Source organism: Pseudomonas xantholysinigenes (assembly GCF_014268885.2).
In the GTDB taxonomy this organism is placed as follows: domain Bacteria; phylum Pseudomonadota; class Gammaproteobacteria; order Pseudomonadales; family Pseudomonadaceae; genus Aquipseudomonas; species Aquipseudomonas xantholysinigenes.
This window is the reverse complement of sequence record NZ_CP077095.1, coordinates 5,100,133-5,119,828: the sequence shown is the minus strand read 5'-3', so window position 1 is coordinate 5,119,828 and position 19,696 is coordinate 5,100,133. Positions and strand designations below refer to the sequence as shown.

At 66.0% G+C, this 19,696-nt stretch carries 15 protein-coding genes; 10 read left to right on the top strand and 5 right to left on the bottom strand.

Annotated elements, in window-relative coordinates; translation table 11 throughout:
- Positions 1-125: 125 nt before the first annotated feature.
- Positions 126-1,079: a glutathione synthase gene (gshB, locus tag HU772_RS22815; RefSeq protein ID WP_186656409.1), complete on the bottom strand. Its 954-nt coding sequence runs from the start codon at positions 1,077-1,079 to the stop codon at positions 126-128.
- A 257-nt stretch (positions 1,080-1,336) separates the two neighbouring features.
- Here gshB and pilG point away from each other — a divergent pair, with 257 nt between their 5' ends.
- The 7 genes from pilG (at position 1,337) to trhA (ending at position 11,291) form a co-directional block, all read left to right on the top strand.
- Positions 1,337-1,738, top strand: coding sequence for a twitching motility response regulator PilG (gene pilG, locus HU772_RS22810; protein ID WP_186656406.1), 402 nt, complete (start codon positions 1,337-1,339; stop codon positions 1,736-1,738).
- A gap of 47 nt (positions 1,739-1,785) precedes the next feature.
- Positions 1,786-2,151 (top strand): twitching motility response regulator PilH, encoded by a 366-nt coding sequence (gene pilH / locus HU772_RS22805; protein WP_186656392.1) that lies wholly within the window; start codon positions 1,786-1,788, stop codon positions 2,149-2,151.
- Positions 2,148-2,702 (top strand): chemotaxis protein CheW, encoded by a 555-nt coding sequence (locus tag HU772_RS22800; protein WP_186656384.1) that lies wholly within the window; start codon positions 2,148-2,150, stop codon positions 2,700-2,702. Before pilH ends, HU772_RS22800 begins: the two co-directional genes overlap by 4 nt.
- 63 nt (positions 2,703-2,765) lie before the next feature.
- The gene (locus HU772_RS22795) at positions 2,766-4,790 is read left to right on the top strand and encodes a methyl-accepting chemotaxis protein (protein WP_186656725.1); all 2,025 of its coding nucleotides are present in this window, start codon (positions 2,766-2,768) and stop codon (positions 4,788-4,790) included.
- A gap of 10 nt (positions 4,791-4,800) precedes the next feature.
- Positions 4,801-10,089, top strand: a complete 5,289-nt coding sequence (locus HU772_RS22790) for a hybrid sensor histidine kinase/response regulator (RefSeq protein ID WP_186656381.1) — start codon at positions 4,801-4,803, stop codon at positions 10,087-10,089.
- Complete coding sequence (locus HU772_RS22785; protein ID WP_186656369.1) at positions 10,082-10,555, top strand: chemotaxis protein CheW; 474 nt, start codon at positions 10,082-10,084, stop codon at positions 10,553-10,555. Before HU772_RS22790 ends, HU772_RS22785 begins: the two co-directional genes overlap by 8 nt.
- Positions 10,556-10,673: 118 nt before the next feature.
- The gene (gene trhA / locus HU772_RS22780) at positions 10,674-11,291 is read left to right on the top strand and encodes a PAQR family membrane homeostasis protein TrhA (protein WP_186656367.1); all 618 of its coding nucleotides are present in this window, start codon (positions 10,674-10,676) and stop codon (positions 11,289-11,291) included.
- Here trhA and HU772_RS22775 read toward each other — a convergent pair.
- The 3 genes from HU772_RS22775 to HU772_RS22765 all read right to left on the bottom strand — a co-directional run bounded on the left by HU772_RS22775 (position 11,288) and on the right by HU772_RS22765 (position 14,056).
- On the bottom strand, positions 11,288-12,007 hold the full coding sequence (locus HU772_RS22775) for a 16S rRNA (uracil(1498)-N(3))-methyltransferase (protein WP_186656365.1): 720 nt from the start codon (positions 12,005-12,007) through the stop codon (positions 11,288-11,290). The genes trhA and HU772_RS22775 overlap by 4 nt on opposite strands.
- A gap of 130 nt (positions 12,008-12,137) precedes the next feature.
- Positions 12,138-13,544: an adenosylmethionine--8-amino-7-oxononanoate transaminase gene (locus HU772_RS22770; protein WP_186656363.1), complete on the bottom strand. Its 1,407-nt coding sequence runs from the start codon at positions 13,542-13,544 to the stop codon at positions 12,138-12,140.
- Between the two features lie 83 nt (positions 13,545-13,627).
- Positions 13,628-14,056, bottom strand: coding sequence for a hypothetical protein (locus HU772_RS22765; RefSeq protein ID WP_186656361.1), 429 nt, complete (start codon positions 14,054-14,056; stop codon positions 13,628-13,630).
- A gap of 201 nt (positions 14,057-14,257) precedes the next feature.
- Between HU772_RS22765 and HU772_RS22760 the strand changes: the two genes are divergently transcribed.
- The 3 genes from HU772_RS22760 (at position 14,258) to HU772_RS22750 (ending at position 17,495) form a co-directional block, all read left to right on the top strand.
- Positions 14,258-16,093, top strand: a complete 1,836-nt coding sequence (locus tag HU772_RS22760) for a flavin monoamine oxidase family protein (RefSeq protein WP_186656359.1) — start codon at positions 14,258-14,260, stop codon at positions 16,091-16,093.
- Positions 16,094-16,330: 237 nt separating this feature from the next.
- Positions 16,331-16,882, top strand: coding sequence for a cytochrome b (locus tag HU772_RS22755; RefSeq protein WP_186656357.1), 552 nt, complete (start codon positions 16,331-16,333; stop codon positions 16,880-16,882).
- Between the two features lie 34 nt (positions 16,883-16,916).
- Entirely contained in the window at positions 16,917-17,495 is a 579-nt protein-coding gene (locus tag HU772_RS22750) for a YceI family protein (RefSeq protein WP_186656355.1), read from the top strand.
- A 130-nt stretch (positions 17,496-17,625) separates the two neighbouring features.
- Here the strand turns inward: HU772_RS22750 and rhlE2 are convergent, their stop codons facing one another.
- Positions 17,626-19,521: an RNA helicase RhlE2 gene (gene rhlE2 / locus HU772_RS22745; RefSeq protein ID WP_186656353.1), complete on the bottom strand. Its 1,896-nt coding sequence runs from the start codon at positions 19,519-19,521 to the stop codon at positions 17,626-17,628.
- Positions 19,522-19,696 lie beyond the last annotated feature (175 nt).

The window sequence follows — 19,696 nt, the reverse complement described above, 5'->3', positions numbered from 1 at the left end:
AGTCACAAGCTGCAAGCTTCAAGCAGAGGCGGCTCAGTGCAGGCCTGCTTTTACTTGAGGCTTGCAGCTTGAAACTTGCGGCTGCGCATCATACCCCACTGTGCGGCATTGCTACGTGTCCTCGGTCAGCGCGCCTGCAGCTTGCGATCAATGGCATCCATCAGCTGGCCGCCGATATTGGTGTTGTAGGCCGCGTCGATCTCGCGGATGCAGGTCGGGCTGGTGACATTGATCTCGGTGAGGAAATCGCCGATCACGTCCAGGCCGACGAACAGCAGGCCCTTTTCGCGCAGGGTCGGGCCGACCTGGGCGGCGATCCAGCGGTCACGCTCGCTCAGTGGGCGGGCTTCGCCACGGCCGCCAGCGGCCAGGTTGCCGCGGGTCTCGCCGCTGGCCGGGATGCGCGCCAGGCAATAGTCCACCGGCTCGCCGTCGATCATCAGGATGCGCTTGTCGCCGTCCTTGATCGCCGGCAGGTAGGCCTGGGCCATGATCTGCTGGGCGCCAAGGGCGGTCAGGGTCTCGAGAATCACCGACAGGTTGGGGTCGCCGACGCGGTGACGGAAGATCGAAGTGCCGCCCATGCCGTCCAGCGGCTTGAGGATCACATCGCCGTGCTTGGCGGCGAATTCGCGGATGATGTCCGGGCGACGGCTGACCAGGGTCGGTGGCGTGCACTGCGGGAACAAGGTGGCGAACAGCTTCTCGTTGCAGTCGCGCAGGCTCTGCGGACGGTTGACCACCAGCACGCCTTCGGCCTCGGCCTGCTCCAGCAGGTAGGTGCTGTAGACGAACTCCATGTCGAAGGGCGGATCCTTGCGCATGAGGATCACGTCCAGCTCGTTCAGCAGGCTGTCCTGCTCCTCGCCCAGCTCGAACCAGCGGGCCGGGTCGGCGAACACCTTCAGTGGGCGCATCCGCGCGCGGGCCTTGCCTTCGCCCTGGTACAGGTCGCGCTGTTCCATGTAGAACAGGCTCCAGCCACGGTCCTGGGCGGCCAGCAGCATGGCCAGGGAGCTGTCCTTTTTGTAGGAGATGGACGCGATGGGGTCCATGACAATCCCGAGGCGAATGCTCATGGGGTGGTTCCTCTTGGCGGCGACGGCCGCGATGACATGAAAGAAAAGTGGCTCAGGGTGGCGCCGTGAAGGCTGCCGGTCAAGGGGCGCGGCGGATGGAATGGCCCTCGGGACTGTGTTAAAAAGGCTCGATCCAGCTTCAAGCGTCAAGCCACAAGCGGCAAGTAAAGCCGGGCTGCACACCGATCTGCTTTTTCTTGAAGCTTGCAGCTTGTAGCTTGCCGCTCAGACCAGAGCCGCAAACGATGGCGAACTTTATGGAACAACCCCTGAAGGTGATGGTGATCGACGACTCCCGCACGATCCGCCGCACCGCCCAGATGTTGCTCGGCGAGGCAGGCTGCGAAGTGATCACCGCCAGCGACGGCTTCGACGCCCTGGCCAAGATCATCGACCACAAGCCCCGGGTGATCTTCGTCGATGTGCTGATGCCGCGCCTGGATGGCTACCAGACCTGCGCGGTGATCAAGCACAACAGCGAGTTCAGGGACACCCCGGTGATCCTACTGTCCTCCCGCGACGGCCTGTTCGACAAGGCCCGCGGCCGGGTGGTCGGTTCCGACCAGTTCCTGACCAAGCCATTCAGCAAGGAAGAACTGCTCGATGCGATCCGCGCCTGCGTGCCCGGCTTCGCCGTGCAGGATTCACACGCACCCTGACGCCGCCCTCGCCGGGCGGCGTCTTTATTTCCTGATGGGGAAACAGCATGGCCCGAGTTCTGATTGTCGACGATTCGCCGACAGAGATGTACCGCTTGACCGAGTGGCTGGAAAAGCACGGCCACCAGGTGCTCAAGGCCGACAACGGCGCCGACGGCGTGGCCCTGGCCCGTCAGGAGAAGCCCGATGCCGTGCTGATGGATATCGTCATGCCCGGCATGAACGGCTTCCAGGCCACCCGGCAATTGAGCAAGGACCTGGAAACCAGCGCCATCCCGGTGATCGTGGTGACCACCAAGGACCAGGAAACCGACCGGATCTGGGCCCAGCGCCAGGGCGCCCGCGATTTCCTCACCAAACCGGTGGAGGAAGATGCGCTGATCGCAAAGTTGAAAGAAGTGCTCGGCGCTTGACCACCCGCCCCCAGGGTGCGTCGCTGACCGCCTTCGAGCTGCTGCTGGACATCGACCGGCGCTGCCGCCTGCTGGTGGCCGACCAGCCGCCCCAGGACACCCGCCTGCAACAGTGGAGCGGTATCGGCTTTCGGGTGGCCGGCCAGTGGTTCGTCGCGCCTATGGGCGAGGTCGCCGAGGTGCTGCGCGAGCCCCGCAGCAGTCGGGTGCCGGGCGTGCAGCCGTGGGTGCGCGGGGTGGCCAACCTGCGCGGGCGGCTGTTGCCGGTGATGGACCTGTGCGCGTTCTTCGGCTTGGGCCCGGCCACCGCAGGCAAGCAACGGCGGGTACTGGTGCTGGATCATGAAGAGCTGTTCGCCGGGCTGCTGGTGGACGAGGTGGTCGGCCTGCAGCACTTCGCCTTGAGCAGCCTCGAGCTGTCGCCACCGCAACCGTTGATCCGCGCCGCCGCGCCCTATGTCCAGGGCCATTTTCCCCGTGAGCGCAACTGGGCGATCTTCAGCCCCTTTGCGCTGGCCCAGGTACCGGGGTTTCTCGATGTGGCGTTGTAGAGGAATTTCGCCGTGAACAAGCCAGCACCTTCCGTTGCCAGCACAGGCGTCTCGCCGGCCGCCGTGGCCCAGCGACCGCGCAGCACCGCGCAGATCACCGTGCTGTTCGTGGTGCTGATCCTGTCGATCGTCCTGTTGTTCGCCAATTTCGCCTACCTCAATACTCAGGCCAACCACGACAAGCAGTACATCGGCCATGCCGGCGAACTGCGCGTGCTGTCGCAGCGCATCGCCAAGAACGCCACCGAGGCGGCGGCGGGCAAGGCCCTGGCGTTTCGCTTGCTGAGCGATGCGCGCAACGATTTCGAGCGGCGCTGGAGCTACTTGCGCGAAGGTGACAAGACCACCGGGCTGCCCGCCGCGCCGGCGGCGGTGCGCGACGAGATGGACGCGGTGCGCCAGGACTGGGAGAACCTGCGCAAGAACACCGACACCATCCTGGCCAGCGAGCAGACCGTGCTGTCGTTGCACCAGGTGGCGGCAACCCTGGCCGAGACCGTGCCGCAGTTGCAGGTGGAATACGAGAAGGTCGTCGAGATCCTGCTGCAAAGTGGCGCTCCGGCCAGCCAGGTGGCGGTGGCCCAGCGCCAGTTGCTGCTGGCCGAACGCATCCTGGGCTCGGTCAACACCGTGCTGGCCGGCGACGACACCTCGGTGCAGGCCGCCGATGCCTTTGGTCGCGACGCCAGCCGCTTTGGCCAGGTACTCGAGGGCATGCTCGCCGGCAACCCGGCGCTACAGGTTACCCGGGTCGAGGACGCCGACGCCCGGGCGCGGCTGGCCGAGATCGCCGAACTGTTCCAGTTCGTTGCCGGCTCGGTGGACGAAATTCTCGAGACTTCGCCGGAGCTGTTCCGTGTGCGCGAGGCTGCCAGCAATATCTTCAGCCTGTCGCAGACCTTGCTCGACGAGGCCTCGCACCTGGCCAACGGCTTCGAGAACCTGGCCGGCGGGCGCACCCTGGACACCGTCGGCGGCTACGTGCTCGGCTTGCTGGCGCTGGCCTCGATCATCCTCATCGGCCTGGTGATGGTCCGCGCGACCAGCCGCCAGCTGCGCGATACTGCGGAAAAGAACGAGCGCAACCAGCAGGCGATCATGCGCCTGCTCGATGAAATCGAAGAGCTGGCCGACGGCGACCTGACCGTCACGGTATCGGTCACCGAGGACTTCACCGGCGCCATTGCCGACTCGATCAACTATTCGGTCGACCAGTTGCGCGATCTGGTCGCCACCATCAACCACAGCGCCGAGCAGGTCGCCGCCGCGGTGCAGGACACACAAAACACCGCGCGCCAGCTAGCCAAGGCGTCGGAGCACCAGGCCGAGCAGATCAGCGAGGCCTCCGAGGCGGTGGGTGACATGGTCGAGTCGATCGACCGGGTGTCGGCCCATGCCTACGAGTCGGCCAAGGTCGCCGAACGTTCGGTGGCCATTGCCAACAAGGGCAACGAGGTGGTGCACAACACCATCCATGGCATGGACAACATCCGCGAGCAGATCCAGGACACCGCCAAGCGGATCAAGCGCCTGGGCGAGTCGTCCCAGGAAATTGGCGACATCGTCAGCTTGATCGACGACATTGCCGACCAGACCAACATCCTCGCCCTCAACGCAGCGATCCAGGCTTCGCTGGCCGGCGAGGCCGGGCGAGGCTTCGCCGTGGTCGCCGACGAGGTGCAGCGCCTGGCCGAGCGTTCGTCCTCGGCGACCCGGCAGATCGAGGCGTTGGTGCGTACCATTCAGGCCGACACCAACGAGGCGGTGATCTCCATGGAACAGACCACCGCCGAGGTGGTGCGCGGCGCGCGCCTGGCCCAGGACGCCGGGGTGGCCCTGGCCGAGATCGAGGGCGTGTCGCAGACCATGGCCGAACTGATCCACAGTATCTCCGACGCCGCCCAGTTGCAGACCTCTTCCGCCGGGCAGATTTCCCACACCATGGCGGTGATCCAGCAGATCACCGCGCAGACCTCCGCTGGCTCCGGTGCCACCGCCGACAGCATCCGCCACCTGGCCCGCATGGCCAGCGAGATGCGCCGCTCGGTATCGGGCTTCACCCTGCCCAAAGCGGTAGAGCGCTCGTGAGGGGGCAGGCATGACGGCGACCCCGCTGCACCACGAACGGCATGACACCGTCGCCCTGGCCTGGACCCGGGCGTCCATCCTCGATTGCCTGGGCCAGGCCCGTCAGGCCCTGGAACGCTTCACCGGCGAGCCGGGCGAGCTGTCGTTGCTGGCGTTTTTCGTCGATAACCTGCATCAGGTGCACGGCTGCCTGCGCATGCTCGAACTGCCGGGGGCCATGCGCCTGGCCGAAGAGCTCGAGTTGCTGGGGCGAGCCATCGCCGATGGCCAGGTGAGCCCGCGCGGCGACTGCCTGGGGGCGCTATTCCGCGGCCTTGAACAGTTGCCGTCGTATCTCGACCGCCTGCGTGGCGCGCGTCACGACCTGCCGCTGGTGGTCATGCCGCTGCTCAACCAGTTGCGCGGCTGCCGTGGCGCCGAACCGCTGGCCCAAGCCAGCCTGCTGGGCGAGCTTGGCCAGCGTATCGCTGGGCCGGCGGACCTGGCCGACCTCGACCTGTCGCTGGGCAATTGGCGCGAGCACATGCAGGCCGGCCCGGGGCGCGACGCGTTGCGTTCGGTGGTGATGGCACTGTGTGACGACCTGATGCGCATCAAGGATCGCCTCGACCCCTTCGTCGGCGGCGAGCGCCCGCCCCAGGAGCCGTTGGAGGCCTTGCTCGCGCCATTGCGGCATGTCGCCGACACCCTGGCGGTGCTGGGCTTCCAGCAGCCGCGGCGGGTGATCATCGACCAGGTGCTGGCCCTGCAGGCCCTGGTCGAGCAGGATGGCGCGGTGGACGAGGCGCTGCTGATGGATGTCGCCGGGGCGTTGTTGTACGTGGAAGCCACCCTCAATGGCATGGTCGGCCCGCTGGAGGAGACCACGCCGGGTAGCCTGCCGGGCTCCGACCTGGCCGAGATCCGCCAGTTGGTGCTCAACGAATCGCTCAATGTCCTGCAGCAGGCCAAGGACCTGATCGGCGACTGCCTCGAGTCGGACTGGTCGCGCCAGCGCCTGCAAGCCTTGCCCGGCTTGTTGCAACAGGTGCGCGGGGCCTTGGCAATGCTGATGCTGCCGGTGGCCGCCGAGGTATTCGGTGCCTGTGCCGGCTATGTGCAGGGATGGCTGGTGCATCTGGAAGACGAACCACTGCCGGACGAGTTGGCGCACCTGGCCGACGCGCTGAGCGCCGGCGAGGCCTGGCTGCAATGGCGCGTGGCCGATCCGCTGGCCGATGCCCAGGGCTTTCTCGACATGGCCCATGCCAGCCTCGCCGCGCTGGGCGTGCAGTGCCAGCGAGTGGGCGCGGCAGCTGCCGGCCAGGCAATGGATGGCATCGATGACGAACTGCGCACGGTGTTCCTCGAGGAGGCGGGCGAGTTGCTGCCGGAAATCGAGCGGCACTGGTTGCGCTGGCGCGCCGACAACGGCCTGCGCGAGGCCCTGGTCGAAGTGCGCCGGGCCTTGCACACGCTCAAAGGCTCTGGCCGCATGGTGCATGCCGAGGCCGTGGCGGAGCTGGCCTGGGGCGCCGAGCACCTGCTCAACCGGGTGCTGGAAGGGCGCATTGTGCTCAGCCCCGAAGGGCTGGTGGCCTTGCAGCAGGTGTTCGTGCGCTTGCCCGACCTGCTGGCCGACTTCGCCGCCGGGCAAATGCCGCCGACCACCGATATCGAGCAACTGGCCAGCCACCTGCATGCGTTGGCGCTCAATGATGCGCCACCCAGCGTCAGCATCGACGGCCTCGATCCGCAGTTGCTGGCGATCTTTCGCAACGAGGCCCAGGGCCACCTGGCCGGGCTCGATGTCTTCCTGCACAGCGTCGATGCTCGCGGCACGCCGGTCAGCGATGAGCTGCAGCGTGCGTTGCACACGCTCAAGGGCAGCGCCGCGATGGCCGGAGTGATGCCGGTGGCGGAGCTGGCCACCGCCCTCGACCGGCTGGTGCGCGAGTACAAGGGCCATCAGTTACCCTTGCAGGTAGCCGAGAGCGAACTACTGGAGGCCGCCCGCGCGTTGTTCCACCTTGGCCTGGCGCAGCTGGGCAGTACGCCGCTGGCGCCGATTCCGGGTGCCGCGGCGCTGATCGAGCAGGTCGGCCAGGTGGTCGATGCGCGCTTGGCGCAGCATCAGGCCGAGGGGCATCCGCAGCGCCGGCAGCGGCGCGACCCGCAGATGATCGCCAGCTTCCTGACCCTGGGCATGGACATCCTGCTCGATGCCGAGACCCGCTTGACCAACTGGCAGGCCCAGCCGGCGCAGCGCCATGAACTGGAAATGCTGCTCGACGAAATGACCACCCTCGGCCACGGCGCGCACCAGGCCGAGTTGTGGCAGGTGGATGAAATCTGCGAAGGCTTGCTCGACCTGTATGGCGCGGTGGAAGAGGGCAGCCTGGCGGTGACGCCACGGATGTTCGAGGTCGCCCGGCAGGCCCATGAGGCCTTGCTCGACCTGTTCGACGAGGTGGCGGCCGGGCAGGACCTCAGCGCCCGCCCGGAATGCCTGGCGGCCTTGCACGGGCTGCTTGACGATGCCCTCGACCCCTTGGCGATGGGCGTGGTCGGCGCGCAAGGGGTGACGCCGCTGGCGCCACTGGGCGAGCTGAGCGACCCGGCGGTGGTCGACCTGTTCCTCGAAGAGGCCGGCGATATCCTCGACGGTGCCAACCAGGCGCTGCAGCATTGGCAGCACGACCCGGACAGCCTCTCGGCGCTGTCGACCTTGCAGCACGATATGCAGACCCTCAAGGGCGGCGCGCAGATGGCCGCGATCGGCGCCATCGAAGTGCTCGCCCAGGAGCTGGCGTTGCTCTACGAGGGCCTGGTCGACCGCCGCCTGGGCACGAGCCCGGCGTTGTTCGAGTTGCTGCGACGCAGCCATGCCGCGCTGGCCGATATGTTGCACAGCCTGGGCGAAGGCCATGCTCCGCTGTCGGCGGTGGCGCTGCTCGGTGAGCTGCGTGAGTTCCGCCATCATGCGCCGCCGCCGGGCCAGCCGGAGGCGATGGATGATGAGCAGAGCGCCGAGGGCGACAAAGAACTGCTCGAGGTCTTCCTCGAGGAAAGCTCGGATATCGTCGAGAGTGCCGCCGAGTCGTTGGCGCGCTGGCAGGCCGACCCGCGCAGCACGGTGGAGGTGGAAAACCTGCTGCGCGACCTGCACACCCTCAAGGGCGGCGCGCGCATGGTCGAGATCGCCGCCATCGGCGACCTGGCCCATGAGTTGGAATTCCTCTACGAACTGCTGGCCGCCGGGCGCCTGCCACCGACCCCGGCGTTGTTCAGCCTGTTGCAGAACTGCCACGACCGCCTGGCGCACATGCTCGATGCCGCCCGCCTGGGCCAGCCCTTGCACGCGGCCACGGCGCTGATCGATTACATCCGCAACTTCTCCAGCGCTGCCTTGACCGACAGCGCCGCCGCCCAGGCCCAGGCTGAGGCCGCCCCCCTCGAGGCGCCGGCTGCCGCGCCGGAGCGGGCCGCCGACATGGTCAAGGTCGACGCCGAGCTGCTCGACGACCTGGGCAACCTGGCTGGCGAGCACTCAGTGATTCGCGGCCGCATCGAGCAGCAGGTCAATGACGCCCAGTTCGCCTTGAGCGAAATGGAAACCACGCTGGAGCGCATGCGCGACCAGCTGTTGCGCCTGGATATCGAGACCCAGGGGCGAATCTCCAGCCGCCAGCAGTTCGAGGGGGACGCCTACGACGACTTCGACCCGCTGGAGATGGACCGCCATTCGCAGCTGCAGCAATTGTCGCGGGCCTTGTTCGAGTCCACCTCGGACCTGCTCGACCTCAAGGAAACCCTGCTCCAGCGCGCCCAGGAGGCGCACAGCCTTCTGCAGCAGCAGGCACGGGTCAACAGCCAGTTGCAGGAAGGCCTGACCGCCACCCTGATGGTGCCGTTCGAGCGCCTGGTGCCGCGTTTGCAGCGGGTGGTGCGGCAGGTGGCCAGCGAGCTGGGCAAGCAGGTCGAGCTGGTGGTCGGCAACGCCGAGGGCGAGCTGGACCGAAGCGTTCTCGAACGCATGGTCGCACCCTTGGAACACATGCTGCGCAATGCCGTCGACCATGGCCTGGAGTCGCGCGAGGCGCGCCTGGCCGCCGGCAAGCCGGAGCAGGGCACCATCCTCCTGAACCTGCTGCATGAAGGCGCCGACATCGTCATTGAAATGAGCGACGACGGTGCCGGGGTGCCGCTGGCGGCGGTGCGCGACAAGGCGATCAAGCGCGGCTTGCTCGACCCGCAGGCGCGCTTGAGTGACCACGAGGTCCTGCAGTTCATCCTGCGCCCGGGGTTCTCCACCGCCGAGAAGATCACCCAGATCTCCGGGCGTGGCCTGGGCATGGATGTGGTCCACGAAGAGGTCAAGCAGCTGGGCGGTTCGATGAGTATCGAGTCCAGTCCCGGCAAGGGCGCGCGCTTCCTGATCCGCCTGCCGTTCACGGTGTCGGTGAACCGGGCGCTGATGGTGCATGTCGACGACGAGCAGTACGCCATCCCGCTGAACACCATCGAAGGCATCGTCCGGGTGCCGCCAGCCGAGCTCGAGGCCTGCTACCGTCACGACCCGCCGCGTTACACCTACGCCGGCCACGACTACGCGCTGCGCTACCTCGGCGAGCTATTGCAAGGTGGCGGCCAGCCGCGCTTGCTGGGCCAGAGCGTGCCCTTGCCGGTGTTGCTCACCCATTCCCATGAGCAGTCCTTCGCCATCCAGGTCGACAGCCTCTCGCCCAGCCGCGAGATCGTGGTCAAGAGCCTGGGGCCGCAGTTCGCCGCAGTGCCGGGGTTGTCGGGCGCGACCCTGCTCGGCGACGGCCGGGTGGTGCTGATTCTCGACCTGCTGGGCCAGCTGCGTGGCCAGCAGCGTCGCCTGGCGCGCCTGCCCAGTGTGGTGGACAACCCGCACGCATTGATCGGTCCAGCGCCACGGCGGCCCTTGCTGGTGATGGTGGTGGACGACTCGGTCACCGTGCGCAAGGTCACCAGCCGTCTGCTGGAGCGCCACGGCATGAGCGTGCTGACCGCCAAGGACGGTGTCGATGCCATGGCCTTGCTCGAGGAACACCGTCCCGATGTGCTGCTGCTGGATATCGAGATGCCACGCATGGACGGTTTCGAGGTGGCCACGCGTATCCGTCGCGACGAGCGCCTGAAACAGTTGCCGATCATCATGATCACCTCGCGCACCGGCCAGAAGCACCGCGACCGGGCCATGGCGATCGGCGTCAACGAATACCTGGGCAAGCCGTACCAGGAGTCGGTGCTGTTGCACAGCATCAGCCACTGGAGTCAGCACCATGCTTGAACATATTGCCGGCCAGCGCAGCAGCCTGACGGGCCTGTTGCTGCCATTGGGCGACCGCACCCTGGTGCTGCCCAACGTGGCGGTGGCCGAGTTGATCGGCCATCGCGCCATTGCCTGCGAGGTGGGCGAGCCCGATTGGCACCTGGGGTGGGTCGACTGGCGGCAGCAACGGCTGCCGCTGATCGGTTTCGAGGCCGCCTGTGGCGGGCAGACCACCTGTGGCGAGCGGGCGCGGATCGTCGTGCTCAACGCCCTGGGCGATACTGGCCTGCGTTACCTGGCGGTGTTGCTGCAGGGGATTCCGCGTTCATGCAAGCTCGACAGCCAGCTCAACTACGTGGATGTGCCGCTGGCCGGGTTGGAGCTGGCCGCGGTGCAGGTGGGCGAGCAGGTGGCGCGGGTACCGGACCTGGCGGGGCTGGAGCGGTTGGTGCGTGACGCACATTTGCAATCTGTCGTTGAGTAGGATGCGAGTCTGTTGGCCCCTTCGCGGGTAAACCCGTTACCACAGGTTCAGTGCAACCCCTGTGGGGTTACCCGCGAAGCGATTGGAACCCCGTTCGTCAGCCGAGGTCTGTGCCTGCATGTACTACGGTGAACGTTTCAATGCCTGGACCCACCTGGTCGGTGCTGTCCTGGCCTGTATCGGCGCCATCTGGCTGATCGTCGTGGCCGGGTTGCAGGGCGACCCCTGGAAGATCGTCAGTTTCTCCATCTACGGCACCACCTTGCTGTTGCTCTACAGCATCTCGACCCTTTACCACAGCACCCGCGGCCGGGCGAAGCGGGTCATGCGCAAGCTCGACCACCTGTCGATCTACCTGCTGATCGCCGGCAGCTATACCCCGTTCTGCCTGGTCAGTCTGCGTGGGCCCTGGGGCTGGAGCCTGTTCGGGGTGGTCTGGGGGCTGGCGCTGATCGGCATGCTGCAGGAGATCAAGCCACGCTCCGAGGCGCGGATCTTGTCGATTGTCATCTACGCGGTGATGGGTTGGATCGTGCTGGTGGCGGTCAAGCCGTTGCTACAGAGCCTGGGGGCTGCCGGCTTTACCTGGCTGGCGGCCGGCGGTGTGTTCTACACCGTCGGCATCGTTTTCTTCGCCTTCGACAGCCGCTTCCGCCACTGGCACGGCATCTGGCACCTGTTCGTCATTGCCGGCAGCCTGATGCACTTCGTCGCGGTGTTTTTCTACGTCAGCTAGAAGTCGCCCCACAACTGCTGCGCGACCGACAACGCCACCACTGGTGCGGTTTCGGTGCGCAGCACGCGTGGACCGAGGCGCGCGGCGTGGTAGCCGGCGGCCTTGGCCTGCTCGACTTCGGCGTCGCTGAGGCCGCCTTCCGGGCCAATCAGGAAGGCCAGGCTGGTCGGTTTGTCATGGCGGGTCAGCGGTTCTGCTACCGGGTGCAATACCAGCTTGAGGTCGGCCTCGGTGCTTTTCAGCCATTCAGCCAGGGTTACCGGCGGCTGGATGAGCGGTAGGGTCGAACGGCCGCATTGCTCGCAGGCACTGATCGCCACCTGTCGCCAGTGGGCCAGGCGCTTGTCGGCGCGCTCGTCCTTCAAGCGCACTTCGCAGCGCTCGCTGACGATCGGGGTGATGACATTGGCGCCCAGCTCGGTGGCTTTCTGGATCGCCCAGTCCATGCGTTCGCCCCGGGACAGGCCCTGGCCCAGATGAATATGCAGGGGCGATTCGGCCTGCCCGGCCAGGGCCTGGTCGAGGCTGACGCGGACGGTTTTCTTGCCCACTTCCAGCAGTTGGCCGAGGTATTCCTGGCCGCTGCCGTCGAACAGCTGCACGGCGTCGCCGCGCGCCATGCGCAGCACGCGGCCGATGTAGTGGGCCTGGGCTTCGGGGAGGTCGTGCTCGCCGAGGCCGAGGGGGGCGTCGATGAAAAAGCGGGAAAGTCTCATGGTCGAGCTCAAGCAATAAAGTGAACGTGGAGCCTGTGGGAGCGGGTTCACCCGCGAATGCGTCGCTGGGTTTTACCTCGCATTCGCGGGTAAACCCGCTCCCACAGGGTTAGGCGGTGGGCTTGCGGGCCTAGCCCGGATCACGGAAGTCGGGGTGGAAATCGGCCGGCACGGCCACGCTCACGCTGCTGCGGGTGGCGATGTCGATACCCTCCGTGGCCACCTCGGCCAGGAAGTCGATCTGCTCGGGCGTGATCACGTAGGGCGGCAGGAAGTACACCACGCTGCCCAATGGCCGCAGCAGGGCCCCGCGGCTCAGGGCATGCTCGAACACCTTCAGGCCGCGACGTTCCTGCCACGGGTAGGCGGCCTTGGTGGCCTTGTCCTGGACCATCTCGATGGCCAGGGCCATGCCGGTCTGGCGGATCTCGGCGACATGGGCGTGCTCGGCCAGGTGCGCGGTGGCGCTGGCCATGCGCGTGGCCAGGGCCTGGTTGGCCTCGATCACGTTGTCCTGGGCGAAGATGTCCAGGGTCGCCAACGCCGCGGCACAGGCCAGCGGGTTGCCGGTGTAGCTGTGCGAATGGAGGAAGGCGCGCAGGGTCGGGTAGTCGTCGTAGAAGGCCTGGTACACCTTGTCGGTGGTCAGGCAGGCCGCCAGCGGCAGGTAACCGCCGGTCAGGGCCTTGGACAGGCACAGGAAGTCCGGGCGGATGCCGGCCTGCTCACAGGCGAACATCGTGCCGGTGCGACCGAAGCCCACGGCGATCTCGTCGTGGATCAGGTGCACGTCGTAGCGGTCGCAAGCTTCGCGCAGCAGCTTGAGGTACACCGGATGGTACATGCGCATGCCGCCGGCACCCTGGATCAGCGGCTCGACGATTACCGCCGCGATGCTGGCGTGGTGTTCGGCCAGGGTCTGCTCCATGGCCGCGAACATGTTCCGCGAGTGTTCCTCCCAGCCCATGCCTTGCGGGCGGTGGTAGCAATCGGGGCTAGGAACCTTGATGGTGTCCAGCAGCAGCGCCTTGTAGGTCTCGGTGAACAACGGCACATCACCCACCGACATCGCGGCGATGGTCTCGCCGTGGTAGCTGTTGGTCAGGGTGACGAAGCGCTTCTTCTGCGGTTTGCCGGTGTTCTGCCAGTAGTGGAAGCTCATCTTCAGCGCCACTTCGATGCACGACGAGCCGTTGTCGGCGTAGAACACCCGGTCCAGGCCGGTCGGGGTCATCGCCACCAGGCGCTCGGAGAGCTCGATCACCGGCTGGTGGCTGAAACCGGCGAGGATCACGTGTTCGAGCTGGTCGACCTGGTCCTTGATGCGCTGGTTGATGCGCGGGTTGGCGTGGCCGAACACATTGACCCACCAGGAGCTGACCGCGTCCAGGTAGCGCTTGCCCTCGAAGTCCTCGAGCCATACCCCTTCGCCGCGCTTGATCGGGATCAGCGGCAGTTGCTCGTGGTCTTTCATTTGGGTGCAGGGGTGCCACAGGACCTTGAGGTCGCGTTGCATCCACTGATCGTTGAGGCCCATGGGCTTTACTCCTGGCGGTACGGCGGGGTTGGCCGCGTAAGCCTAAGCAATGCCGCTGGGCAGGACAACCGTTGCTTGGCCAGTCAATGCAGGCGCAGCAGCGACCATTGCAGGGAACGCAGTTGCACGATCGATTGCGGGCCGGTGGAAAGGGTCAGGCTGCACAGGGGCGAGTGTTGTTCATGCTGATGGCCGCCGAACTGGGTCGGGCCGGGAACAAAATGCGATTCGCCATCGAAGAATGTCAGCCAGTAGGCATGCACGACATTTTTGCCAAAACGACAGATGTGCGTGCCGAGTGACAGCTCGTTGACCAGCTGGCTGAAATCGATTTTCACATCGCATTCGCCGGATAGCGTGAGCTGAACCGCGATATTGCCCTGCGCAGTCTGGTAGCTCGACCATTGCACATCTCCTTGTATCGAGATGTTCCAGCCCATGGACGTGTTCCAGTCCTGACTGGGCGAGGCGCTGCCCAAGAGGGGGGCGGGTTGCTGGAGGGTATGGCTCACGAAGAAGCGTCCGATGCTGATGAGTCCTCGCACAGCTTGGCCGCCAGCGTTGGCGTGGACAACTGGCAAAATTACCAGTTGCCAAAAGCACTTGATGTCACTGCGCTGGCAGGGTCTGCGGCGGTGACGTATTCTTAACGCATCTTTCCCGGGGCGTTCTTCCCCGGCCTCTCTGTCGTTTTTCAACCGGAGTTCGCCATCATGGCTGCTGCTTGGGTGCGCCTGTGCGCGTTGGTATTGATCGGTGTGTCCAGCGGTGCCGCGCTGGCCAAGGACAAGACGGCAATCGTCGTCGGTGGCGGCCTGGCGGGCCTGACCGCGGCCTATGAGCTGCAGAACAAAGGCTGGCAGGTGACCCTGCTGGAGGCCAAATCGGGCATGGGCGGGCGCTCGGGCCTGGCGACCAGCGAATGGATCGGCAACGACAAGACCCAGCCGGTGCTCAACCAGTACCTGCAACAGTTCAAGGTCGCGACCTTGCCGGCGCCCGAATTCGTGCGCACGCCGGGTTACCTGATCGACGGCGAGTATTTCAGCGCCACTGACCTGGCCGCCAAGCAGCCGGCCACCGCCGAGGCGCTCAAGCGCTACGAAAAGACCCTCGACGACCTGGCCCGCTCGATCGACGACCCGCTCAACCCGGCGGCCAACAGCACCCTGTTCGCCCTCGACCAGATGAACGTGTCCACCTGGCTCGACAAGCTGCAACTGCCGGCCACCGCCCGTCAGTTGGTCAACCAGCAGATCCGCACCCGCTACGATGAACCTTCGCGCCTGTCGTTGCTGTACTTCGCCCAGCAGAACCGCGTCTACCGCAACGTCAGCGACCGCGACCTGCGTGCCGCGCGTCTGCCTGGCGGCAGCCCGGTGCTGGCCCAGGCCTTCGTCAAGCAACTGAAGACCATCAAGACCAGCTCGCCGGTCACTGCCATCGTCCAGGACAAGGACGGCGTGACGGTCAAGGTCGGCGCGGTCGGCTACCAGGCCGATTACCTGGTCATGGCCGTGCCGCTGCGCGCGCTGGCCAAGATCCAGATGACCCCGGGCCTGGACAACCAGCACCTGGCCGCGTTGAAGGGCACCAACTACGGCTGGCGCGACCAGCTGATGCTCAAGTTCAAGAACCCGGTCTGGGAAAGCCGTGCGCGCATGTCCGGCGAGATCTTCAGCAACACTGGCCTGGGCATGCTGTGGATCGAGCCTGCGCTCAAGGGCGGGGCCAACGTGGTGATCAACCTGTCCGGCGACAATGCTCGCCTGCTGCAGGCGTTCGGCGACAAGCAGATGGTCGACCAGGTGCTGATCCGCCTGCATGCCTTCTACCCGCAGGCCCGGGGTGCCTTCACCGGTTACGAGGTGCGCCGCTATAGCACCGACGCCGGCATGGGCGGCGCCTACCTGGCCTTTGGCCCGGGGCAGATCAGCAAGTACTGGCGCCTGTGGGAGCGCCCGGTGCAGCGCATTGCCTTCGCCGGCGAACACACCGACGCGCTGTATCCCGGTACCCTAGAGGGTGCTCTGCGCAGTGGCCAGCGCGCTGCCGGGCAGGTCCAGGAACTGGCGGCGGGCAAGTCGTTCGACCCGGTCAAGGCCGCGCCGGTCGCCGCCGCCGCCGCTGTCGGCGCGGCCGCGGCGAAGGACAAGGGCGGATTCTTCTCCAACCTGTTCGGTGGATCTTCCGACAAGGCGCCAGCCAAGGCACAGGCGGCCAAGGCCGAAGAGGCCAAGCAGGACAAGCCGGGCTTCTTCTCGCGCCTGTTCGGGGCGAGTGACAAGCCAGAAGCCAAGGCCGCGCCGGTTGCCAAGGCTGAAGAGGTTGCACCGCCAGTTGCTCCGGCACCCGCACCGGCCGCTCCGGCGCCGGTGGCCAAGGAAGAGCCGGTCAAGGTGGCGCCGGCCAAGCCTGCTGCCGCGCACAAACCGGCGGCCAAGCCTGTGCATAAACCCACTGCCAAGCCCGCGCCGGTGAAGAAGGCTACCGCCAAAGGTGAGCCTGCCAAGAAGGCTGTGGTCAACAGCCAGGCCAAGGCTGGCTGAGCCCCACTTAACGGGTTTGTACGTCCACTGTAGGAGCGGTCTAGCCGCTCCTGCAGGAGGCCAGCGTAAGACATACCGTGCAGTACCTGTGGGAACGTCTATCGTTAATGTTTCCTTAATGGGAAGCTTGCAGACTTTATATCGGATTTTTAGATAATCCGAAGCAAGTTTTTCCGCTTTTATTCGATACGTTACCCGCTAGTCTTGTGCACAGCTTTCACGGGGAAATACGCCAACATGCAACTGCGCAATTCATCTTCTCGCTATGGCCTGGTCAGCATTGTCCTGCACTGGGGCGTGGCGTTGGCGGTCTTCGGCCTGTTCGGCCTGGGGCTGTGGATGGTCGGCCTGGATTACTACAGCCCTTGGCGCAAGTCCGGCCCCGACCTGCACAAGAGTATTGGCCTGGTGCTTCTGGCGGTGATGCTGCTGCGCGTGCTGTGGCGTTTCGTCAGCCCGCCACCGCCGGCTCCGGCCAATCACGGCAAGGCCACCCGCCTGGTCGCCAAGCTGGGGCACCTGGCGCTGTACCTGGGGCTGTTCGCGGTAATGGCCGCGGGTTACCTGATCTCCACCGCCGACGGTGTCGGTATCCCGGTGTTCGGCCTGTTCGAGGTCCCTGCGCTGGTCAGCGACTTGCCCGACCAGGCCGACACGGCTGGGGTCATCCACCTGTGGCTGGCCTGGGGGCTGGTGATTTTCGCGGTGCTGCACGCCGTGGCCGCACTCAAGCATCATTTCATCGACCGTGACGCGACCCTGACCCGCATGCTGGGCCGCAAAGCTTGACTCTCAACCTCAATTGCAAAGGAAGGAAGTAAGGATGTTGAAAAAGACTTTTGCCGCCCTGGCGCTCGGTACTGCCCTGATCTCCGCCGGCCAGGCCATGGCCGCCGAATACAAGATCGACAAGGAAGGCCAGCACGCGTTCGTGGACTGGAAGATCAGCCACCTGGGCTACAGCTTCATCCACGGCACCTTCAAGGACTTCGACGGCAATTTCACCTGGGACAGCGCCAAGCCTGAAGCCAGCAAGATCAGCGTCGACCTGAAGACTGCCAGCCTCTGGTCGAACCACGCCGAGCGCGACAAGCACATCGCCAGCGCCGACTTCCTGGACGTGAAGAAGTATCCAGAAGCCAAGTTCGTCTCCACCAGCGTCAAGTCCACTGGTGACAAGACTGCCGATGTGACCGGCGACCTGACCCTGCACGGCGTGACCAAGCCGGTTACCTTCAAGGCTGTGTTCAATGGCGAGGGCAAGGACCCATGGGGCGGCGAGCGCGCCGGTTTCAACGCCAAGACCACGCTGAACCTGAACGACTTCGGGATCAAAGGCCCAGGCCCGACTTCCCAGACACTGGACCTGGATATCAGCGTCGAAGGTGTGAAGCAGAAGTAATTAGCGTCAGCTGAACGACCGAGGGGCTGCTATGCAGCCCTTTCACGACACAAGGCCGCTCCTACAGGTACTGCTGTGGGAGCGGCCTTGTGTCGTGAAAGGGCCGCGTAGCGGCCCCTCGGTGTTTCAATCAGCCCTTGCGGGTCAGTAGGGCCGGGCGTTCACCGCGTGGGCGGCTTGGCAGGTCGTCCAACTGCTCAGGCGTTGGATAGCGGTCGAGCTTGGATTCCTTGCGGATGATCACTGGCGCGCTTTGCGACTCGCGCGGGTTGCGCACTGCCGGCTCCTGGCGAGCCGCGTCGTCACGGCGGTTGCGACCGCCGTTGTTGTCACGGCGAGCGCCACCATTGCTGCCACCGCCGTTGCGCGGGCGCTTGTCGCCGCCCTGGCCTTGGCCCTGGCGCTGCTGGCCGTTGCCACGTGCCTGACCTTGGCCTTGGCCGCCACCACTGCGCTGTCCTTGACCTTGGCCCTGACCGGCGCCACCTGGGCGACGATTGCGGCCCTGGTTCTTGGCGTTCTGGTAGGGGCTGACGTAGTCGGCGCGGTTACCGAAATTGTCGATATCGTCGTCGAGGAACTCTTCCGGGTCACGGTTGGCGGGTACCGCCGGAATGGCTTTCTGGCCCTGGGCTGCCTGCTGCTGGCGCGGCTTCTTGTCCCGCGGCTTGCGCTGCTGGCCTTGTTGCTGCTTGTCAGCGGACTTTTCCTTCTCGGCGGGCTTCTCGGCCGCAGGCTTGTTGCGGCCTTTGTCCTTGCCCTTGTCCTTGCGACCGCCGCCGTCCTTGCTGCCTTCGCCACGCGCCTGCTGGTTGCGACCACCACGGCCGTTGTTCTGCGGGCGCTCGCGCACCTCGGGCTTTTCAGCCTCGACCTGGGAGGCGTCGAAGCCCATCAGGTCGCCGTCCGGGATGCGCTGCTTGGTGACGCGCTCGATGCTCTTGAGCAGCTTCTCTTCGTCCGGCGCGACCATCGAGATGGCCTCGCCCGAGCGACCGGCCCGGCCGGTACGGCCGATGCGGTGGACGTAGTCTTCCTCGACGTTGGGCAGCTCGAAGTTGACCACGTGGGGCAACTGGTCGATATCCAGGCCGCGGGCGGCGATGTCGGTGGCCACCAGTACGCGCACGGTGTTGGCCTTGAAGTCGGCCAGGGCCTTGGTGCGGGCGTTCTGGCTCTTGTTGCCGTGGATCGCGGCGGCGGTCAGGCCGTGCTTTTCCAGGTACTCGGCCAGGCGGTTGGCGCCGTGCTTGGTGCGGGTGAACACCAGCACCTGTTCCCAGGCGCCGAGGGTGATCAGGTGCGCCAGCAGAGCACGCTTGTGGCTGGCCGGCAGGCGATAGACGCGTTGCTCGATACGCTCGACGGTGGTGTTCGGCGGCGTGACCTCGATGCGCTCGGGGTTGTGCAGCAGTTTGTCGGCGAGGTCGGTGATGTCCTTGGAGAACGTCGCCGAGAACAGCAGGTTCTGGCGCTTGGCCGGCAGGCGAGCCAGCACTTTCTTGACGTCGTGGATGAAGCCCATGTCGAGCATGCGGTCGGCTTCGTCCAGCACCAGGATTTCGACGCGGGACAGATCGACGCTGCCCTGGCCGGCGAGGTCGAGCAGGCGACCCGGGCAGGCGACCAGTACGTCGACGCCCTTGGCCATGGCCTGCACCTGCGGGTTCATGCCGACGCCGCCGAAGATGCAGGCGCTGATGAAGTTCAGGTCGCGGGCATAGATCTTGAAGCTGTCATGCACCTGGGCGGCCAGCTCGCGGGTCGGCGTCAGCACCAGCACGCGCGGTTGTCGCGGGCCGTGGCGTTGCGACTTGTCGGGGTGGCCGCCCGGGAACAGGCGCTCGAGGATCGGCAGGGCAAAACCGCCGGTTTTACCAGTACCTGTCTGGGCGGCGACCATCAGGTCGCGACCTTGCAACACGGCGGGAATGGCCCGCTGTTGCACCGGAGTGGGCTGGGTATAGCCCGCAGCCTCGATAGCGCGGACAAGAGCCTCGGAGAGACCGAGGGAAGCAAAGGACATGGGCAATCCTGTTCTCGTGGGGGCTGGGCCCGATGGGGTGTTCTGCCTGGCGCGACGGGCATCGGAGTGATGCGATCGCGTCCGGTCCAGCTGGGCGTTCACTGCGCATCCTGGAGGCGGCGGGCGGGCACCAGGGGTGCGCTGCTGCGGGTCGAGATGCCGATGGCGAGGCCGA

Bases quoted from the DNA above. Each gene is read 5' to 3' on its own strand.
- gshB (WP_186656409.1), bottom strand. From the start codon at position 1,079: ATGAGCATTCGCCTCGGGATTGTCATGGACCCCATCGCGTCCATCTCC.
- pilG (WP_186656406.1), top strand. From the start codon at position 1,337: ATGGAACAACCCCTGAAGGTGATGGTGATCGACGACTCCCGCACGATC.
- pilH (WP_186656392.1), top strand. From the start codon at position 1,786: ATGGCCCGAGTTCTGATTGTCGACGATTCGCCGACAGAGATGTACCGC.
- HU772_RS22790 (WP_186656381.1), top strand. From the start codon at position 4,801: ATGACGGCGACCCCGCTGCACCACGAACGGCATGACACCGTCGCCCTG.
- HU772_RS22785 (WP_186656369.1), top strand. From the start codon at position 10,082: ATGCTTGAACATATTGCCGGCCAGCGCAGCAGCCTGACGGGCCTGTTG.
- trhA (WP_186656367.1), top strand. From the start codon at position 10,674: ATGTACTACGGTGAACGTTTCAATGCCTGGACCCACCTGGTCGGTGCT.
- HU772_RS22775 (WP_186656365.1), bottom strand. From the start codon at position 12,007: ATGAGACTTTCCCGCTTTTTCATCGACGCCCCCCTCGGCCTCGGCGAG.
- HU772_RS22770 (WP_186656363.1), bottom strand. From the start codon at position 13,544: ATGGGCCTCAACGATCAGTGGATGCAACGCGACCTCAAGGTCCTGTGG.
- HU772_RS22760 (WP_186656359.1), top strand. From the start codon at position 14,258: ATGGCTGCTGCTTGGGTGCGCCTGTGCGCGTTGGTATTGATCGGTGTG.
- HU772_RS22755 (WP_186656357.1), top strand. From the start codon at position 16,331: ATGCAACTGCGCAATTCATCTTCTCGCTATGGCCTGGTCAGCATTGTC.
- HU772_RS22750 (WP_186656355.1), top strand. From the start codon at position 16,917: ATGTTGAAAAAGACTTTTGCCGCCCTGGCGCTCGGTACTGCCCTGATC.
- rhlE2 (WP_186656353.1), bottom strand. From the start codon at position 19,521: ATGTCCTTTGCTTCCCTCGGTCTCTCCGAGGCTCTTGTCCGCGCTATC.